Origin of the sequence: Bacillus sp. XF8 (assembly GCF_017498755.1) — a bacterium.
Classification (GTDB): Bacteria; Bacillota; Bacilli; order Bacillales; family Bacillaceae_G; genus Bacillus_A; species Bacillus_A bingmayongensis.
The window spans coordinates 77,567-93,739 of record NZ_JAGDQK010000035.1 but is presented as its reverse complement, the minus strand read 5'-3'; the positions used below and the strand labels follow the sequence as shown (position 1 = coordinate 93,739).

Genomic DNA, 16,173 nt, shown 5'->3' with positions numbered 1-16,173 from the left:
TTGAGCCCTGTGGAATACAGAATCCAATCCTTATTAGCTGCTTAGAATATTTGTCTAACTTTTTGGGTTCACTTCATCATGACTGCTGGTTTTTTTGAGTTGATATAGTAGCTTATGGGTGCAGGACAGGGAAAGAAAAAGACTGATATTATATAAGATTTGTATGTATGCAAAATTGCATACATTTTTTAATTGATAATCATTATTATTGTAACTATAATGATTACAGGTATTAAATTAGAAATAATACCTTTTAAAGTAAAAAGAATAGAGGAGGAATTTAGTCAATGAAAAAACTTATTTTAGCTGGAGCATTAGGATTTGTAGTACTCACTGGAACGAACTTACCAGGATTAGAAGCAACAAAGGCAAGTGCAGCTACTTTAAATATGGAAGTAAAAGATGTTACAAAATCTTATTCATTAAGTTCTTATGAAGTTTCTCAAAAAGAATCTTTTAACCTGAAAAAGGGAGAAGAACTTACTGTATTCGTATATAATTCAGGATTTCCTATTTCTTACACGGTGTATGATGCAGACAATCAAGTAATTGGTACATATAATGCTAATTCACCGTATGGTCGTGTCTTTAAAGCACAAAAAGATGGGGAGATTTCGGTTCAATTTCAGGCAGGAGTGAATTCTTCATATGTAAAGAAAATGAGCTTTACGTCTAAATTTACACTTTCTAAATACACTACTGATGTAGCAAATACAAAAAAAGTAGAGAGCGTATTAGACGAAGGAACAAGTGTATTTGAAGCCGAGATTATTGAAGTTGGTAAGGATTATGTAGTAGTAAAATCTGAGGCATTAAACTCTGGGCGTTCTGAAGTGGATACAGGAACAATCTATTTTCAGGCAACAAAAGTTCCGGATGTAAAAGTAGGAGATCAAGTTAGAGTGAAGGGGATGTTTATAGGACATGAATGGTCAAATAGTTCTGTTGATGCTTCTATTGAAAAGTTAAATACAGAAGATGTTTGGGTATGGTCCTAAATTTTAATTTTGCTTAAAATTTATATAAATCGTAAAAAGCTTATTCCTTAAAAAGGATAAGCTTTTTTGTTATATGAGGGTATATAAATTGTAGGTTATATGTCCAATTAATACCGGAATGATTGAGTTAGTTTTCTTATAGAGCAAACCATCAATTATAGCTAATTAATTGTAAAAAGAAAGCAGTCTTTTTGTTAGTAATAAAAAAGATTGCTTTCTTTTTCTATTACTATAATTTAATTATTTAAAACTTCTTATAAAATAACTCGCATCATACCATGTTTTTGCAACACTCATAGCTAAAATTATAGATACATAAAAAAGAACTCCTGAAATTTCATTTCAACATTTTCATGTAGAGAGCATTTTTACTGTATACATTCCAAAAACAAATAAATACTAAATGATGAATGACCAAAGAAAGGAAGGTTTTTATTATGCCAAACTTAACAGAGCTTGAGCTTGAAAATTTACGTCATCTTATTGGGGGGCATGCGACAGTTGCGAATAAACTAGATCAGTATGCGCAGCAGTGTACAGATCCTCAATTGAAACAAATGCTACAACAAGATGCACAAGCTGCAAGAAATACAAAACAACAATTAATGTCCTTTTTAGGCTAGGAGGGTATCGGATATGAATGAAAAAGATATGGTTAACGATTATTTATCGGAATTAAATGCTAGTTTGACTAGCTATGCGAATTACATAGCAGAGTCGAATAACGAACAGTTACATCAAACGCTGATTCACATTCGTAATCAGGATGAAATGAGACAACGTAATGTATACAAATATGCATTGCAAAAAGGATATTATAAACCAGCGGCTCCTGCAAATCCATCGGTTGTTCAGCAAACGAAAGGTCAATTAAGCGCACAGTAATAAATAAAAAAGCGAGTGAATCTCGGATGATGATTCACTCGCTTTTTTGTGCATTTGTATATGTCAATAAATATGTATGAAATATTTTTCCAGTTGTAACAAATATGACGAAAACAGAGTAGAGTGTTTCACAAAATATACATAAACTTTGCTCAATGTTTCACGAAGTATCCATGGTTTCTATGGTGAGAATCTCTATAATGAAGAGTATAAAGAACAAATAAAACATTACATGATTACATAGGAGAGATTCTTATGAATAAAAACACAAGAAAAATCGCAATTATTGGTACTGGATTAGTAGGATCAAGCTGTGCGTATTCAATTGTGAATCAAGGTATCTGCGAAGAGTTGGCATTAATTGATATAAATCATGAGCGTGCAGTTGGAGAAGCGATGGATTTATCGCACTGCATTAACTTTACAAATACAAGAACAAAAGTATATGCAGGCGATTATGAAGACTGTAAAGATATGGACATTGTAATTATTACAGCAGGTCCAGCTCCAAAACCAGGACAAAGTCGTTTGGATACTTTAGGAGCAAGCGCGAAGATTATGGAAAGTGTTGTAGAAGGTGTAATGGAAAGTGGATTTGATGGCATCTTCTTACTTGCATCAAACCCAGTTGATATTATTACTTATCAAGTTTGGAAGTTATCTGGATTGCCACGAAATCGCGTGATTGGTACTGGAACATCATTAGATTCTTCTCGATTAAGAACTATTTTATCTGAAATGCTAGAAGTTGATCCTCGTAGCGTTGACGGTTATTCATTAGGTGAGCATGGTGATTCACAAATGGTAGCTTGGTCTCATGTTACAGTCGGCGGGAAACCAATCTTGCAAATTTTAGAAGAGCAAAAGGAACGTTTCGGTGAAATTGATTTAGATGACATTGTAGAAAAAACCGCAAAAGCTGGTTGGGAAATTTATAAACGTAAAGGGACTACTTATTACGGTATTGGTAACTCACTTGCTTATATTGCACGTTCTATCTTTAATGATGATCATCGTGTAATAGCTGTTTCAGCAATTTTAGATGGTGAATATGGTGAGTATGATATTTGTACAGGTGTACCAGTAATTATTACAAGAGATGGCGTGAAAGAAGTTGTAGAACTAAACTTAACAGAAAATGAAGAAAGCCGATTTGCAAAATCGAATGATATTTTACGTGACTACATGAAAACAATCGGTTACTAAAATAGGAGAAGGTGAAACAGATGAAGGAATATATAATGTCTCGTGTCTTTAAAGGTTCTGCCGGAATTGCACAAGGTATTTTCGTATCCCTTGGAATTGGTTTGCTTATCGAAAATATAGGAAGAATTGTTGATATTCCGATGTTAATTACGATCGGAGTCGTCGCGAAATCACTTATGGCACCAGCAATTGGAGCAGGAATTGCTTTTATGCTTGGAGCAAACGGACTTGTCATTTTCTCAGCGATGGTTGCCGGGGCGATTGGAGCAGGATCCATTTCGATTACTGAAGCTGGTCTAATCATTAAAACTGGTGAACCGATTGGTGCGTTATTAACAGCAACTTTAGCAGTTTATATTGGTAAACGATTAAGCGGAAAAACTGCTTTAGATATGATGCTCGTTCCATTTGCAGCAATATTAGGTTCTGGTATAGTCGGTATTTGGTTATCTCAAAATATTAGTCCTGTCTTAAATGCAGTTGGCGCATTTATTAAAGATAGTTCAGCTGGTAGCCCATTCATTGCATCTATCGTACTTGCGGTTGTTTGGGGACTATTACTTATCTCTCCAGCGTCATCAGCAGCTTTAGCAATTGCACTTAGCCTAGATGGTGTTGCAGGAGGTGCGGCACTTGCAGGATGCGTCGCTCAATTTATCGGATTCTCTGTTATCTCTGCGAAAGAAAACAATTTAGGTGGTATTTTAGCACAGGCACTTTGTACTCCGAAAGTACAATTGCCGAACATTACTAAAAATCCAATGATTCTCATCCCAACTGTCGTTGCCAGCGCCATTGTGGGTCCTGTATCTGCACTGATCTTCCAACTAGAAGCAGGTAAAGAAATTGCGGGTCTTGGATTAAGTTCTCTTATTGCACCAATTAATTTAATTTCCAGCCAAGGATTCGGCGTTGTGCCAGCGATGGTTATCACTTATATCGTAATCCCAGTAGCTGTTTCATATATTCTTTACATGGCATTACGAAAAGCAGGCCGTATTCATTCTGGTGATATGACTGTGCCACAATCTTAAGTCACAACCCCCAATCTCCTTTATATAGATAAAAGCAGACTGAAGAAGCCACAGTCTGCTTTTTTAGTCACATTTTATAAGTTTGTCTTACTGGAATTGTAACAGTTTCTTTTTTATTTACTAGTAATAATTGTACGCCGAAGTATAGTGTGCTAGCGACTGCCATACCTGAAACGGCATCTAAGAAAGCGTGCTGCTTTGTAAACAGTGTCGATAAAATAATAAGTGTTCCAAAGAAAGTAAGAATGAAATATTCTAATTTGTGCTGTTCTCTTCGTTTATAAGCCGCTAACATAATCACAAATGTTGTTAGGACGTGGATGCTAGGGAAACAGTTTACAGGCTGATCAATACTATAAATATAGCGCACTAAGTCGGAGAACACGTCTGTGCCTACAACTGTAGGTCTAGGGACCGTTGTTTGCCAAAAGTAATAAATTGAAAAACAAGCAAGTTTTCCGAGGATAACGCTGCTTAATGTTACATAGTACTGTTTGCGATCTTTAAAGCAGTAGTAAATGAGTGCACCGTATAAGTATGGAAACCAAAGTAAATAAGGAATAATAAATGCCTTCACAAATGGAATCCAATCATCAATCATAGTCGTTACATCGACGGCATGAACGCCAGATTTATTCAGTACATCGTAAAGGGGGCTTACGAGTACGAGTAGAAGTATATAACTTAATGGAAGAAAAGATGAAAGTTTATATTTTTTCATGAGTATCACCTATGTTTTAGTAATGTAAGTAAATCCAATTGATTATAATATAGAAAATCAAAATGGGCTATTGATTTTACTTACATTTTCTTGAATTAACCTTACATTTTTGTCACTTGACTTTGAAAATGGAGGGATAGGGATGAAGCGTTCACTAAGTTTTTGTTTTCTTATATTGTTATGCCTCGTGGGAGCTGGGTGTGAAAAGAATAAGGTTGTGCCATCTGCTTTAGAGTATAGCGGGAGAGCACTAGTAATTGGAGTTGTCGGCGAAGCACCAAAGGATACGTTTAGAAATATAAAGTTTGTACAGGTGAAATTAGATGAAATGAAGGAGAAATCTGATAAAGTCGACGGATTTCTGGTTATGAAAGAACATTTTGAAGAGGCATCAAAAGAAAAATATACAGATCTATTTTTAGGGTTAAAAAAGCCAGTGTTTTTTATCGGTTTAAAGGATAGACCATATTTAATTTTTACTAAAAAAGATTTAGATTATAATAATACACCGAGAGATGAAGAAATGATGTATACACAAGGTTTTGTAAATATGGGTAGCAGTGAAGGGCAATTTTGGGGCACTGGTTTATACAATGATACGATTTCAGAGCAAAGTATTCATAATATGTATGTATACGTGTTTCAAACGATTGCGGATTATTTGAGTAGACAGTGAGGAGCCTATAGCTTAGGCTTCTCATTGTTTATTTTTGTGTTAAATAAACGTTTGTTTAAGATGTATGTTCGATGTGAATGAATGCATATTTTAAGGGGTGTTTAGGTCATTATTAAATCAAATAAACGTTTGTTTAATATATATGTTCGGTCTAAATTATACGTAATGAATGAAGAGGAGGACTTTTATATTTATTTTTTTATATGAAATCTTCTTAAATACCGGAAAAATAAGAAAAATTTGCAGGATTAAAGAAAGTTGTCACGAAATAAGTTAAAGTTTGGAGAAGAATCGTTTGAAATAATAAAATGTTTTCTATATGATAAAGGTAAAGGTTAGTAAAAAAGTAGGTGAATTTATGACAGTAACATTTTATTCATACCCAAAGTGTGGTACATGTCAAAAAGCAAAGAAATGGTTTGAGGCAAACGATGTAGCATATGAGATGATTCATATTGTTGAAAATCCACCGTCAAAAGAAGATTTACGTAATTTACATGCAAAAAGTGAATTGCCATTAAAAAAATTCTTTAATACAAGTGGAATGCGTTACCGCGAGCTTGGCTTAAAAGATAAGTTAAAGGATGCAAGTGAAGACGAAATGTTTGAGCTTTTAGCATCTGATGGCATGTTAATCAAACGTCCGATCGTAACAGATGGCACGAATGTAACACTTGGTTTTAACGAAGAGCAATTTGAAAGTGTGTGGAAAAAGTACCAATAAGGTATTTTTACATAATTAATACATTCACTGGAGGTACAGTCATGAGCATTCCAAATCATTTACGTTACTCTGAAGAACACGAATGGGTAAAAACTGAAGGCAACCAAGTTGTTATCGGTATTACTCATTTTGCACAAAGTGAGTTAGGCGATATCGTATTCGTTGAACTTCCTGAAGTAGGTGCAACAATTGAAGCTGACGAGCCATTCGGAAGCGTAGAATCTGTTAAAACAGTTTCTGAATTATACGCACCTGTAAGCGGTAAAGTTGTAGCAGTAAACGAAGACTTAAGCGACCAACCAGAACTTGTTAACGATTCTCCGTACGAAGGTGCATGGATGGTTAAAGTTGAACTTTCTGATGCAAGTGAAGTTGAAAAGTTATTATCTGCAGAACAATACGCAGAAATGACAAACCAAGACTAATTCTAGTCGACAAAAAGGACAGCCTGTGTGCTGTCCTTTTTATTTTGTATTACATGAACGAAAGAGCGGCTCGCTTTTCTTTGTCTAGCTCCGCCTCCACGTCAGAAGCTCCATCCCCCTCACATTCTGAGCGAGCCGTTTCCGCATTTCTTCACAAAAATAAACAGGAAACAACATGAAAATATCGAATATACTATATACTAAGGTAAGGCTGTTTCATAGTATATGGTGATCGGGTGATGACATATGGTCTATGTAGAGAAAGTCATTATTGTCGAAGGAAAATCAGATAGAAGAAAGATTGAATCTATTATTCGCGAACCAGTGGAAATTGTTTGTACAAATGGTACAATTGGTTTGTCGAAAATGGATGAACTCATTGATCAGTTTTTTGATAAAGAAGTATATGTACTAGTGGATGCTGATGCTGCAGGTGAAAAGCTCCGAAAACAATTTCGGAAAGAATTCCCGCAAGCTGAGCATATTTACATTGATCGTTCGTATCGCGAAGTGGCAACTGCTCCTTCTAATCATTTAGCGAACGTATTATGGGGAGCTGACATTGACGTTTATACAGAATATTTACGGTAAGGAATGATAGAAGTGATTGACTGGACAGGTGCTGAAGCTACAGCTCTAATAGCAGACCAAGAAAAAACAGTGTTATATGTATATACACCGATGTGCGGAACATGCCAGTTAGCGAAGAAGATGTTAACAGTGGTAGAAGCTACTATATCTGATTTGGAAATAGGCATGCTAGATTTAAACTATGCGCCGCATTTAGCGCGAGAGTATGAGGTAGAAAGTGTCCCTTGTTTACTCGTGTTTGAGCGGGGAACACTTATGAAAAAAATATATGCATTTCATTCGGTTGAATATTTATATACAGAATTACAGTAGGCGGCAAAGTTTTTGCCGCCTCGACATATTTCTTGGGAAATATGTCGAGGGATAGAAGTGATACGTTATTTGTCGAGAGAAAGTAACAGGATTGCTGTTTGGTAGGATGGAATGGTATTAGTAGAAAGTGAAATGAAGGATGTGACTAGAATGGGATTATATTCGTTGCTTCAATCATTTGTAACGTATGCCAATAACCAATATCATCTAGAACCGCTTCTTCGGCAAGGAGAAAAAACGATTAATTTTCGTTTTGGAGATGAGTGTTGCTCACTTCAAATTTCAAGAGAGTATATACAACTTTTGAAGAGTGCGAAGGGAACAGAGCAAATTGTTTGCTTTCGAGAGGAAGATTTACGTCGATTAGTTACTGGAAATATTCGGTTGCAAACACTATTGCACAGCGGGCGTGTTCAATATAATGGAACGTATCGTACGATGTTATTATTAGAATCCGTATTTCATATATGTAAACCAATGCAAGTAGGCGCTTAATATTCTGAAGTTTTGTTTTTTGAGAATTTTTTTGTTGACATAGTGGATGTATGTTGATACAATTCAATTCATAAAATATAGACAATTTAATAGATTTTAAATCAGACGAAAATTCAATCTGATTTCTCTTATCAAGAGAGGTGGAGGGACTGTGCCCTGTGAAGCCCGGCAACCGTCAACATTTATGTTGAAATGGTGCCAATTCCTGCAAAGCGATTGCTTTGAAAGATGAGAGGAAGGGATAATGTTGATATACGCATATAAACCTTTCTGCTCATACAAAAAGCAGAAAGGTTTTTTTATTGTTTGAATGAGGAGGACATTCAAATAATAAAAAGAATCGTTAAATAATTTAGCCCGGCGGCAAGATTTTTGCGTCCTGCATGAAAAGATAAAAAGAATTTGTAGGAGCAGAGCTAAACGAGCCGCTTACGCTTTTTAAGAAATCCAGTTTCAGCAGCTAGAATGTTCGGTGGCTTCGCTTCTTCCTGCGAGGTAAAAAGCGCCTCTACGTCAGAAGCTCCATCCCCCTCACATTCTGAACGAGCTGCTTACGCTTTTTAAGAAATCCAGCTTCAGCGGCTAGAACAGTCGGTCGTTTCACCCCTTCCTGCGAGGCAAAAAGCGCCTCTGCGTCAGGGGTTCCAACGCCCTCTTGTTCTAAACAAGCCGCTTACGCTTTTTAAACAAAAAAGGGGTGAACACCATGATCCTATTGGAGAACGTAAAGAAAATATATAAATCAAAAAACGGTGATGTGACTGCTGTAGATGACGCCAATTTAAAAATAGAAAAAGGTGAGATCTTTGGTGTTATCGGATATAGCGGCGCTGGTAAAAGTTCTTTAATCAGATTGTTTAATCAATTAGAGAAACCAACTTCCGGACAGATTACGATAGCTAATCGTGTTATTTCAGCAATTACTGGGAATGAGCTTCGAAAGGCAAGACAAGAAATCGGAATGATTTTTCAGCACTTTAACTTACTTTGGTCACGAACTGTACGTGAAAATATCGCTTTCCCACTTGAGATTGCAGGGGTTGATAAAGTACAGCGAAGCAAGCGCGTGGATGAGTTAATCCGCCTTGTTGGATTAGAAGGAAGAGGCGATGCATATCCATCACAGTTAAGCGGTGGACAAAAGCAGCGCGTTGGGATTGCGAGAGCATTAGCGAATGATCCAAAAGTACTTTTGTGTGATGAAGCAACATCGGCACTGGATCCAGAAACGACAGATCAAATTTTAGATTTACTATTAGATATTAATAAACGCCTTGATTTAACAATCGTATTGATTACACATGAAATGCATGTCATTCAAAAAATCTGTAATCGCGTTGCGGTAATGGAAAAAGGGAAAATCGTAGAAAGTGGTCCTGTACTAGATGTATTCCGCAATCCAAAGCAGGAGATTACAAAACGATTTGTACAACAGTTAACGGATTCTGAAGATACAAATGAAGCGATTGAGAGTTTATTGGAAAAATATCCAGATGGAAAAGTTATTCGTTTGCAGTTTATTGGTGATTCCGTAGAGCGTCCAGTGCTTCAAAGATTAATGAGGCGAGAGGATATTGAAGTGAGTGTACTTCAAGGGAATATCGCACAAACGAACAATGGGTCTTATGGAAATTTAATTGTTCACTTAAATGGTGAAGAAGCAGCAATCCAGCAAGCAATAGCAGGAATTAATCAGGAGCAAGTAGAGCTGGAGGTGATTGCACATGGATAAATTATTATCAAACGTTGATTGGAGTAAAATGCTAGAAGCGACAGGTGAAACATTATATATGACGGCAATCGCAGCACTTGCCACATTTGTATTCGGTCTTATTTTAGGACTATTACTCTTTATGACATCTAAAGATAACTTGTGGGAAAACAAAGCGATTCACACAGTGATTGGAGCATTTGTAAATATCTTTCGTTCCATTCCATTTATCATTTTAATTATTTTATTAATTCCATTTACGAAAATTCTTCTTGGAACAATTCTTGGGGCAAGCGCAGCACTACCAGCTTTAATTATTGGAGCAGCACCATTTTATGCAAGGATGGTTGAAATTGCACTTCGCGAGATTGATAAAGGGGTAATTGAAGCTTCAAAAGCAATGGGGGCAAAAACGAGCACGATTATTTGGAAAGTATTGATTCCGGAATCCTTACCAGCACTGGTATCTGGTATTACTGTAACGACAATCGCTCTTGTTGGTTATACAGCAATGGCTGGTGTTGTCGGTGCTGGAGGGCTTGGCACACTTGCTTATTTAGAAGGATTCCAGCGCGGAAATAACGATGTGACAATTGTTGCAACAATTTGTGTATTACTCGTTGTCTTCTTGCTTCAATGGATCGGTGATTTTGTTACAACTCGAATTGACAAACGGTAAATTTATTAAAAGGGAAGGGTGTTTACAGCATGAAAAAATTATTACTTTCAGCACTTATTACAACATCAATTTTTGGTTTAGCTGCTTGTGGAGGAAAAAGTGAAGATAAGCTTGTTGTCGGTGCTTCTAACGTACCACACGCTGAGATTTTAGAGAAGGCAAAACCGTTACTTGAGAAAAAAGGTATAGAATTAGAAATTAAGCCATTCCAAGATTACGTACTGCCGAATAAATCATTAGCGGATAAAGATTTAGACGCAAACTATTTCCAGCATATTCCGTATTTAGAAAAAGAGATTAAAGACAAAGGATATAAATTTGAAATAGCGGGTAAAATTCATTTAGAGCCAATTGGTGTATATTCTCAAAAGTATAAAAGCTTAAAAGAGCTTCCAGACGGAGCCACAATCATCATGAGTAACTCTGTTGCTGACCATGGACGTGGGTTAGCAATCTTGCAAAAAGAGGGCGTTTTAAAAATTAAAGATGGTGTAGACCCAGTAAAAGCAACTCCAAAAGATATTGCGGAAAATCCGAAAAACTTGAAGTTCAAAACAGATATCGAGCCTGGTTTATTGCCACAAGTGTATAACAACAAAGAAGGCGATGCTGTTTTAATTAACTCAAACTATGCAATTGATGCAAAATTGGACCCAGCGAAAGATGCAATTGCGATCGAAGGAAACGATTCTCCATATGCAAACGTAGTTGCAGTTCGTAAAGGCGATAAAGATAAAAAAGAAATTAAAGCACTTGTAGAAGTATTACATTCCAAAGAAATTGAAGACTTCATTAACAAGGAATATAAAGGCGCAGTTGTTCCTGTAAAAGAATAATAGGTATAAAAAGGGCTGGTAAATGCCAGCTCTTATTTTGTACCTAATAAAATCAATATACGATAAATGTTCTAAAAATTACAAAAATAAGGGTGACATCTGATGAAGAAAATTATATTATCCATTTTTATAGCAATCTTTGTATTTGCATTAGCTGCTTGCGGCGGGAAAGATGAAAATACACTTGTTGTCGGAGCTTCGAATGTACCACATGCTGTTATTTTAGAAAAAGCGCAGCCTATATTAGAGAAAAAAGGCATTAAATTAGAAATTAAAACATTCCAAGACTATGTGTTACCAAATAAAGCGTTAGCAGATAAAGAAATTGATGCAAACTATTTTCAACATATCCCTTATTTAGACAAGGAGATTGAGGAAAAGGGGTATAAAATTGTAAATGCAGGAAAAATTCATTTAGAGCCTATGGGAATCTATTCTAAGAAATATAAAAGTTTAAAAGACCTTCCAAATGACGGAACAGTAATTATGAGTAATAACGTGGCGGAACGCGGTCGTATGCTTGCATTATTGCAAAAAGGTGGCGTCATTAAACTGAAAGATGGTGTAGATGTCGTTAAAGCGACAGTCAAAGATATTGTGGAGAACCCAAAAAACTTGAAGTTTAAAACAGATGTTGAGCCAGGGCTTTCGCCAAAGTTATACGAAAATAATGAAGGTGATGCATTATTTATTAATTCAAACTATGCGATTGATGCAAAATTAAATCCGAAAAAAGATGCAATTGCAATTGAAGGATCAGATTCTCCGTATGCAAATATTATTGCCGTTCGTAAAGGTGATGAAAAGAAAAAAGAAATTAAGGAATTAGTAGAAGTGTTACATTCAAAAGAAATTCAAGATTTTATTAATAAAGAGTATAAGGGAGCAGTACTTCCGGTAAGTGAGTAGGCATGAAAGGGCTAGGAAATTTCCAGCCCTTTTTCCTTTATATATATAAGAAGAAAGGTGTATCATAATAGGATGTGAGGGAAATACTTATATACATTTGTGAAAAAATTGTTACATTTTCTCAGCGTTTGCGATATCATTTTATTTGATATAAAATTAGAATGAGAATAAAATGAGAATGTGAATGTTTTAGGAATTTTTAAAATGTATATAGAGGATTAATGGAGGTATTGAGATGGCTGGTTCTACATTAACGGTTAAAGACTTACATGTATCAATCGATGGTAAAGAAATCTTAAAAGGTGTAAACCTTGAAGTAAAAGGTGGAGAAATCCACGCAATTATGGGACCTAACGGAACAGGTAAATCAACTTTATCTTCTGCAATTATGGGTCACCCAAAATATGAAGTAACAGAAGGAAGCATCATCATCGACGGTGAAGATGTACTAGAAATGGAAGTAGATGAGCGCGCACAAGCGGGTCTATTCCTAGCAATGCAATATCCAAGTGAAATTAGCGGAGTAACAAACGCTGACTTCTTACGTTCTGCAATTAATGCACGTCGTGAAGAAGGCGATGAAATTTCTCTTATGAAATTTATCCGCAAATTAGATAAAAATATGGAATTCCTAGAAATGGATCCAGAAATGGCACAACGTTACTTAAACGAAGGTTTCTCTGGCGGTGAGAAAAAACGTAACGAAATTCTTCAATTAATGATGATTGAGCCAAAAATTGCAATCTTAGATGAGATCGACTCTGGTCTTGATATCGATGCATTAAAAGTTGTATCTAAAGGTATTAACGAAATGCGCGGTGAAGAGTTTGGTTGCCTAATGATTACGCATTACCAACGTTTATTAAACTACATCACTCCAGACTTCGTTCACGTTATGATGAACGGTCGCATTGTGAAATCTGGTGGTCCTGAGCTTGCACAACGTCTAGAAGCTGAAGGTTACGACTGGATTAAAAAAGAATTAGGTATTGAAGACGAAACAGCAGAGCAAGAAGCGTAAGAGAGGAGCATAAACATGACAATCGGTACATTACCTTTCGATCAAGAAACAATCCGTCAGCGCGCAAGCGAAGTAAACGAAGCTGCTTGGTTGACTGAGTTCCGCTTACAAGCTCTTGCACAAGCAACTGAACTTCCAATGCCAACGCCTGATAAAACAAAAATTGATAAATGGGACTTTATCGGAAAAGGCGCTACTCCTAAGCAAGAGCCTGTAAGTTCTTTAGCAGAACTTCCAGAAGCAGTGAAAAATTTAATCGATGAAAATAACAGTGTATTGGTACAACGTACTGGTACAACTGCATTCGTTTCTTTAGCTGATGAAGCAAAAGAAAAAGGTGTTATTTTCACAGATATCGTAACAGCTGCAACTGAGCATGCTGACTTAGTACAAAAGTACTTAATGAAAGATGGCGTGAAGGTGGATGAGCATCGCTTAACAGCACTTCATGCAGCATTGATCAACGGCGGTGCATTTGTATATGTTCCAAAAAACGTTGTTCTTGAAACACCACTTCAAGCTGTATTCTTAGTAGACGGCGAAGAAGCAAACGTATATAACCACGTATTATTCGTAGCTGATGCTAATAGTTCTGCAACATACGTAGAAAACTACGTAGCAAATGAAACTGTTACAGGTATTGCGAATATTGTAGCAGAAGTAATCGTAGAACAAGGTGCACAAGTGAAATTCGGTGCAGTTGATCTATTAGCAAAAGATGTAACGACTTACGTAAATCGCCGCGGCGTTGTAGGACGTGACGGTCGTATTGAGTGGGCATTAGGCCTTATGAATGACGGAAATACAATTTCAGAGAACGTAACGAACTTAATGGGCGACGGATCATTTGCTGATACAAAAACAGTAACAATTGGTCGTGGCAGTCAAACACAAAACTTTACAACTAAAGTTGTTCATTTCGGTAAACACTCTGAAGGATTCATTTTAAAACACGGTGTACAAACAGATAATGCAACATCTATCTTTAACGGAATTGGTAAGATTGAACATGGTGCATCTAAATCAAATGCACAACAATCTTCTCGCGTTCTTATGTTAAATGAAAAAGCACGCGGTGATGCAAACCCAATTCTTCTAATTGATGAAGACGATGTAATGGCAGGTCACGCAGCTTCTGTAGGCCGCGTAGATCCAATTCAACTATACTACTTAATGAGCCGTGGTATTCCGAAGAAAGAAGCAGAACGTTTAGTCATCCATGGATTCTTAGCACCTGTTGTAAATGAGCTTCCAATTGAAGGAGTAAAAGCGCAGCTTGTTGAGGTAATCGAAAGGAAAGTTCGCTAATGGATATTCATGAAATACGCAAACAGTTTCCAATTCTTGATCAAAAGGTGAACGGTAAACAACTTGTATATTTCGATAGTGCAGCAACTTCTCAAAAACCAATTCAAGTCATTGAAACGTTAGAACGTTACTATAAAGAATATAATTCTAACGTGCATCGCGGTGTTCATACGCTCGGTACGAAAGCTACCGATGCGTATGAAGGTACACGTGAGAAAGTTCGCAAATTTATTAACGCGAAATCAATGGAAGAAATTATTTTCACGCGCGGAACAACAACTGCATTAAATACAGTAGCAGCGAGCTATGGCCTGGAAAATGTAAAAGAAGGCGATGAAATCGTCATCTCTTACATGGAACACCATAGTAACATTATTCCGTGGCAACAAGTTGCGAAGAAAACAGGCGCAACTTTAAAATATCTTCCGCTTCAGCCAGACGGAACAATCTCTATTGAAGATGCACGTCAAACGATTACACCGAATACAAAAATCGTTTCTATCATGTATGTGTCTAACGTACTTGGAACGATTAACCCTGTAAAAGAAGTCGCAGAAATCGCACATCAAAATGGTGCAATCATGGTCGTAGACGGTGCACAAAGTACACCTCATATGAAGGTGGATGTACAAGATTTAAATTGTGATTTCTACGCGTTATCCGCTCATAAAATGTGCGGGCCTACAGGTGTCGGCGTATTATATGGTAAGAAGGAATTGCTAGACAATATGGAGCCAATTGAGTTTGGCGGTGAAATGATTGATTTTGTAGACTTGCAAGATTCTACGTGGAAAGAGCTTCCGTGGAAGTTTGAAGCTGGTACACCGATTATCGGTAATGCGATCGGACTTGGAGCGGCAATTGATTTCCTAGAAGAAATCGGTCTTGATAATATTGAAAAGCATGAGCATGAATTAGCGCAGTACGCTTTAGAAAGACTATCAGAAGTAGATGGCGTTACAATTTATGGTCCAAAGCATCGCGCTGGTCTTGTTACATTTAATATTGATGAAGTGCATCCGCACGATGTGGCGACAGTATTAGATGTAGAAGGCATTGCGGTTCGCGCAGGACATCACTGTGCACAGCCGCTTATGAAGTGGTTAAAAGCTTCTTCTACAGCACGTGCAAGCTTCTATTTATATAATACAAAAGAAGAAATCGATACATTTGTTGAAGCGCTAACGAAAACAAAGGAGTATTTCACAAATGTCATTTAATAATTTAGATACGTTATATCGTCAAGTTATTATGGATCATTATAAAAATCCTCGTAACCATGGCGTGTTAGAAGATAGTGTTACCGTTAACTTGAACAATCCAACTTGCGGCGATCGCATTCAACTTACGATGAAAGTTGAAGATGGTATTGTACAAGAAGCGAAGTTTGAGGGAGAAGGTTGTTCTATCTCCATGTCTTCAGCTTCGATGATGACGCAAGCAGTAAAAGGAAAGAAAATTGAAGAGGCACTTCAGCTTTCTAAAATTTTCTCTGATATGATGCTAGGAAAAGAGTATGATGACAGCGTAGATTTAGGAGATATTGAAGCATTACAAGGCGTGTGCAAGTTTCCAGCACGTATTAAATGTGCAACATTAGCTTGGAAAGCGTTAGAAAAAGGCTTAAACGAAGATAAGTAAT

The 16,173-nt window shown here is 36.7% G+C and carries 19 protein-coding genes, 1 pseudogene and 1 riboswitch; of the genes and pseudogenes, 19 read left to right on the top strand and 1 reads right to left on the bottom strand.

Annotated elements, in window-relative coordinates; translation table 11 throughout:
* Positions 1–287: 287 nt before the first annotated feature.
* The 5 genes and pseudogenes from J4P91_RS29770 to J4P91_RS20800 form a co-directional block, all read left to right on the top strand.
* Positions 288–692: pseudogene (locus J4P91_RS29770) on the top strand (hypothetical protein); the annotation flags it as partial.
* Between the two features lie 743 nt (positions 693–1,435).
* Complete coding sequence (locus J4P91_RS20815) at positions 1,436–1,621, top strand: hypothetical protein (protein WP_006096499.1); 186 nt, start codon at positions 1,436–1,438, stop codon at positions 1,619–1,621.
* Between the two features lie 13 nt (positions 1,622–1,634).
* A complete protein-coding gene (locus tag J4P91_RS20810) occupies positions 1,635–1,883 on the top strand; it encodes a spore coat protein (protein ID WP_207995663.1) in 249 nt (82 codons plus the stop codon).
* Positions 1,884–2,138: 255 nt separating this feature from the next.
* Entirely contained in the window at positions 2,139–3,089 is a 951-nt protein-coding gene (locus tag J4P91_RS20805) for an L-lactate dehydrogenase (protein ID WP_483862148.1), read from the top strand.
* 20 nt (positions 3,090–3,109) lie between these two features.
* Positions 3,110–4,123, top strand: coding sequence for a PTS sugar transporter subunit IIC (locus J4P91_RS20800; RefSeq protein ID WP_207995662.1), 1,014 nt, complete (start codon positions 3,110–3,112; stop codon positions 4,121–4,123).
* Between the two features lie 67 nt (positions 4,124–4,190).
* Here the strand turns inward: J4P91_RS20800 and J4P91_RS20795 are convergent, their stop codons facing one another.
* Positions 4,191–4,844: a phosphatase PAP2 family protein gene (locus J4P91_RS20795; RefSeq protein ID WP_017153252.1), complete on the bottom strand. Its 654-nt coding sequence runs from the start codon at positions 4,842–4,844 to the stop codon at positions 4,191–4,193.
* Positions 4,845–4,986: 142 nt separating this feature from the next.
* Here J4P91_RS20795 and J4P91_RS20790 point away from each other — a divergent pair, with 142 nt between their 5' ends.
* The 14 genes from J4P91_RS20790 (at position 4,987) to sufU (ending at position 16,172) form a co-directional block, all read left to right on the top strand.
* Positions 4,987–5,520 (top strand): hypothetical protein, encoded by a 534-nt coding sequence (locus J4P91_RS20790; RefSeq protein WP_207995661.1) that lies wholly within the window; start codon positions 4,987–4,989, stop codon positions 5,518–5,520.
* 358 nt (positions 5,521–5,878) lie between these two features.
* On the top strand, positions 5,879–6,244 hold the full coding sequence (locus J4P91_RS20785; RefSeq protein ID WP_026049293.1) for an arsenate reductase family protein: 366 nt from the start codon (positions 5,879–5,881) through the stop codon (positions 6,242–6,244).
* A 41-nt stretch (positions 6,245–6,285) separates the two neighbouring features.
* Positions 6,286–6,669 (top strand): glycine cleavage system protein GcvH, encoded by a 384-nt coding sequence (gene gcvH, locus J4P91_RS20780; RefSeq protein ID WP_017153249.1) that lies wholly within the window; start codon positions 6,286–6,288, stop codon positions 6,667–6,669.
* 246 nt (positions 6,670–6,915) lie between these two features.
* Positions 6,916–7,260 (top strand): toprim domain-containing protein, encoded by a 345-nt coding sequence (locus tag J4P91_RS20775; protein WP_000263236.1) that lies wholly within the window; start codon positions 6,916–6,918, stop codon positions 7,258–7,260.
* Positions 7,261–7,263: 3 nt separating this feature from the next.
* Positions 7,264–7,572, top strand: coding sequence for a thioredoxin family protein (locus J4P91_RS20770; protein ID WP_077294545.1), 309 nt, complete (start codon positions 7,264–7,266; stop codon positions 7,570–7,572).
* Positions 7,573–7,722: 150 nt separating this feature from the next.
* Positions 7,723–8,067, top strand: a complete 345-nt coding sequence (locus tag J4P91_RS20765; protein ID WP_017153248.1) for a hypothetical protein — start codon at positions 7,723–7,725, stop codon at positions 8,065–8,067.
* Between the two features lie 125 nt (positions 8,068–8,192).
* A riboswitch (SAM riboswitch) is annotated at positions 8,193–8,302 on the top strand.
* 471 nt (positions 8,303–8,773) lie between these two features.
* Positions 8,774–9,799 (top strand): methionine ABC transporter ATP-binding protein, encoded by a 1,026-nt coding sequence (locus tag J4P91_RS20760; protein WP_017153247.1) that lies wholly within the window; start codon positions 8,774–8,776, stop codon positions 9,797–9,799.
* Positions 9,792–10,457 (top strand): methionine ABC transporter permease, encoded by a 666-nt coding sequence (locus J4P91_RS20755; protein WP_017153246.1) that lies wholly within the window; start codon positions 9,792–9,794, stop codon positions 10,455–10,457. Before J4P91_RS20760 ends, J4P91_RS20755 begins: the two co-directional genes overlap by 8 nt.
* A gap of 29 nt (positions 10,458–10,486) precedes the next feature.
* The gene (metQ, locus tag J4P91_RS20750; protein WP_207995660.1) at positions 10,487–11,293 is read left to right on the top strand and encodes a methionine ABC transporter substrate-binding lipoprotein MetQ; all 807 of its coding nucleotides are present in this window, start codon (positions 10,487–10,489) and stop codon (positions 11,291–11,293) included.
* A gap of 102 nt (positions 11,294–11,395) precedes the next feature.
* Complete coding sequence (gene metQ / locus J4P91_RS20745) at positions 11,396–12,202, top strand: methionine ABC transporter substrate-binding lipoprotein MetQ (protein WP_207995659.1); 807 nt, start codon at positions 11,396–11,398, stop codon at positions 12,200–12,202.
* 235 nt (positions 12,203–12,437) lie between these two features.
* A complete protein-coding gene (sufC, locus tag J4P91_RS20740; RefSeq protein WP_017153244.1) occupies positions 12,438–13,223 on the top strand; it encodes a Fe-S cluster assembly ATPase SufC in 786 nt (261 codons plus the stop codon).
* 15 nt (positions 13,224–13,238) lie between these two features.
* Positions 13,239–14,531 carry a Fe-S cluster assembly protein SufD gene (gene sufD, locus J4P91_RS20735; protein ID WP_207995658.1) on the top strand — a complete coding sequence of 431 codons (1,293 nt, stop codon included), beginning with the start codon at positions 13,239–13,241 and terminating at the stop codon, positions 14,529–14,531.
* Positions 14,531–15,751 (top strand): cysteine desulfurase SufS, encoded by a 1,221-nt coding sequence (gene sufS / locus J4P91_RS20730; RefSeq protein ID WP_207995657.1) that lies wholly within the window; start codon positions 14,531–14,533, stop codon positions 15,749–15,751. The genes sufD and sufS overlap by 1 nt, the downstream gene beginning before the upstream one ends.
* Positions 15,741–16,172 carry a Fe-S cluster assembly sulfur transfer protein SufU gene (gene sufU, locus J4P91_RS20725; protein WP_017153241.1) on the top strand — a complete coding sequence of 144 codons (432 nt, stop codon included), beginning with the start codon at positions 15,741–15,743 and terminating at the stop codon, positions 16,170–16,172. Before sufS ends, sufU begins: the two co-directional genes overlap by 11 nt.
* The last annotated feature ends 1 nt before the right edge of the window (position 16,173 follow it).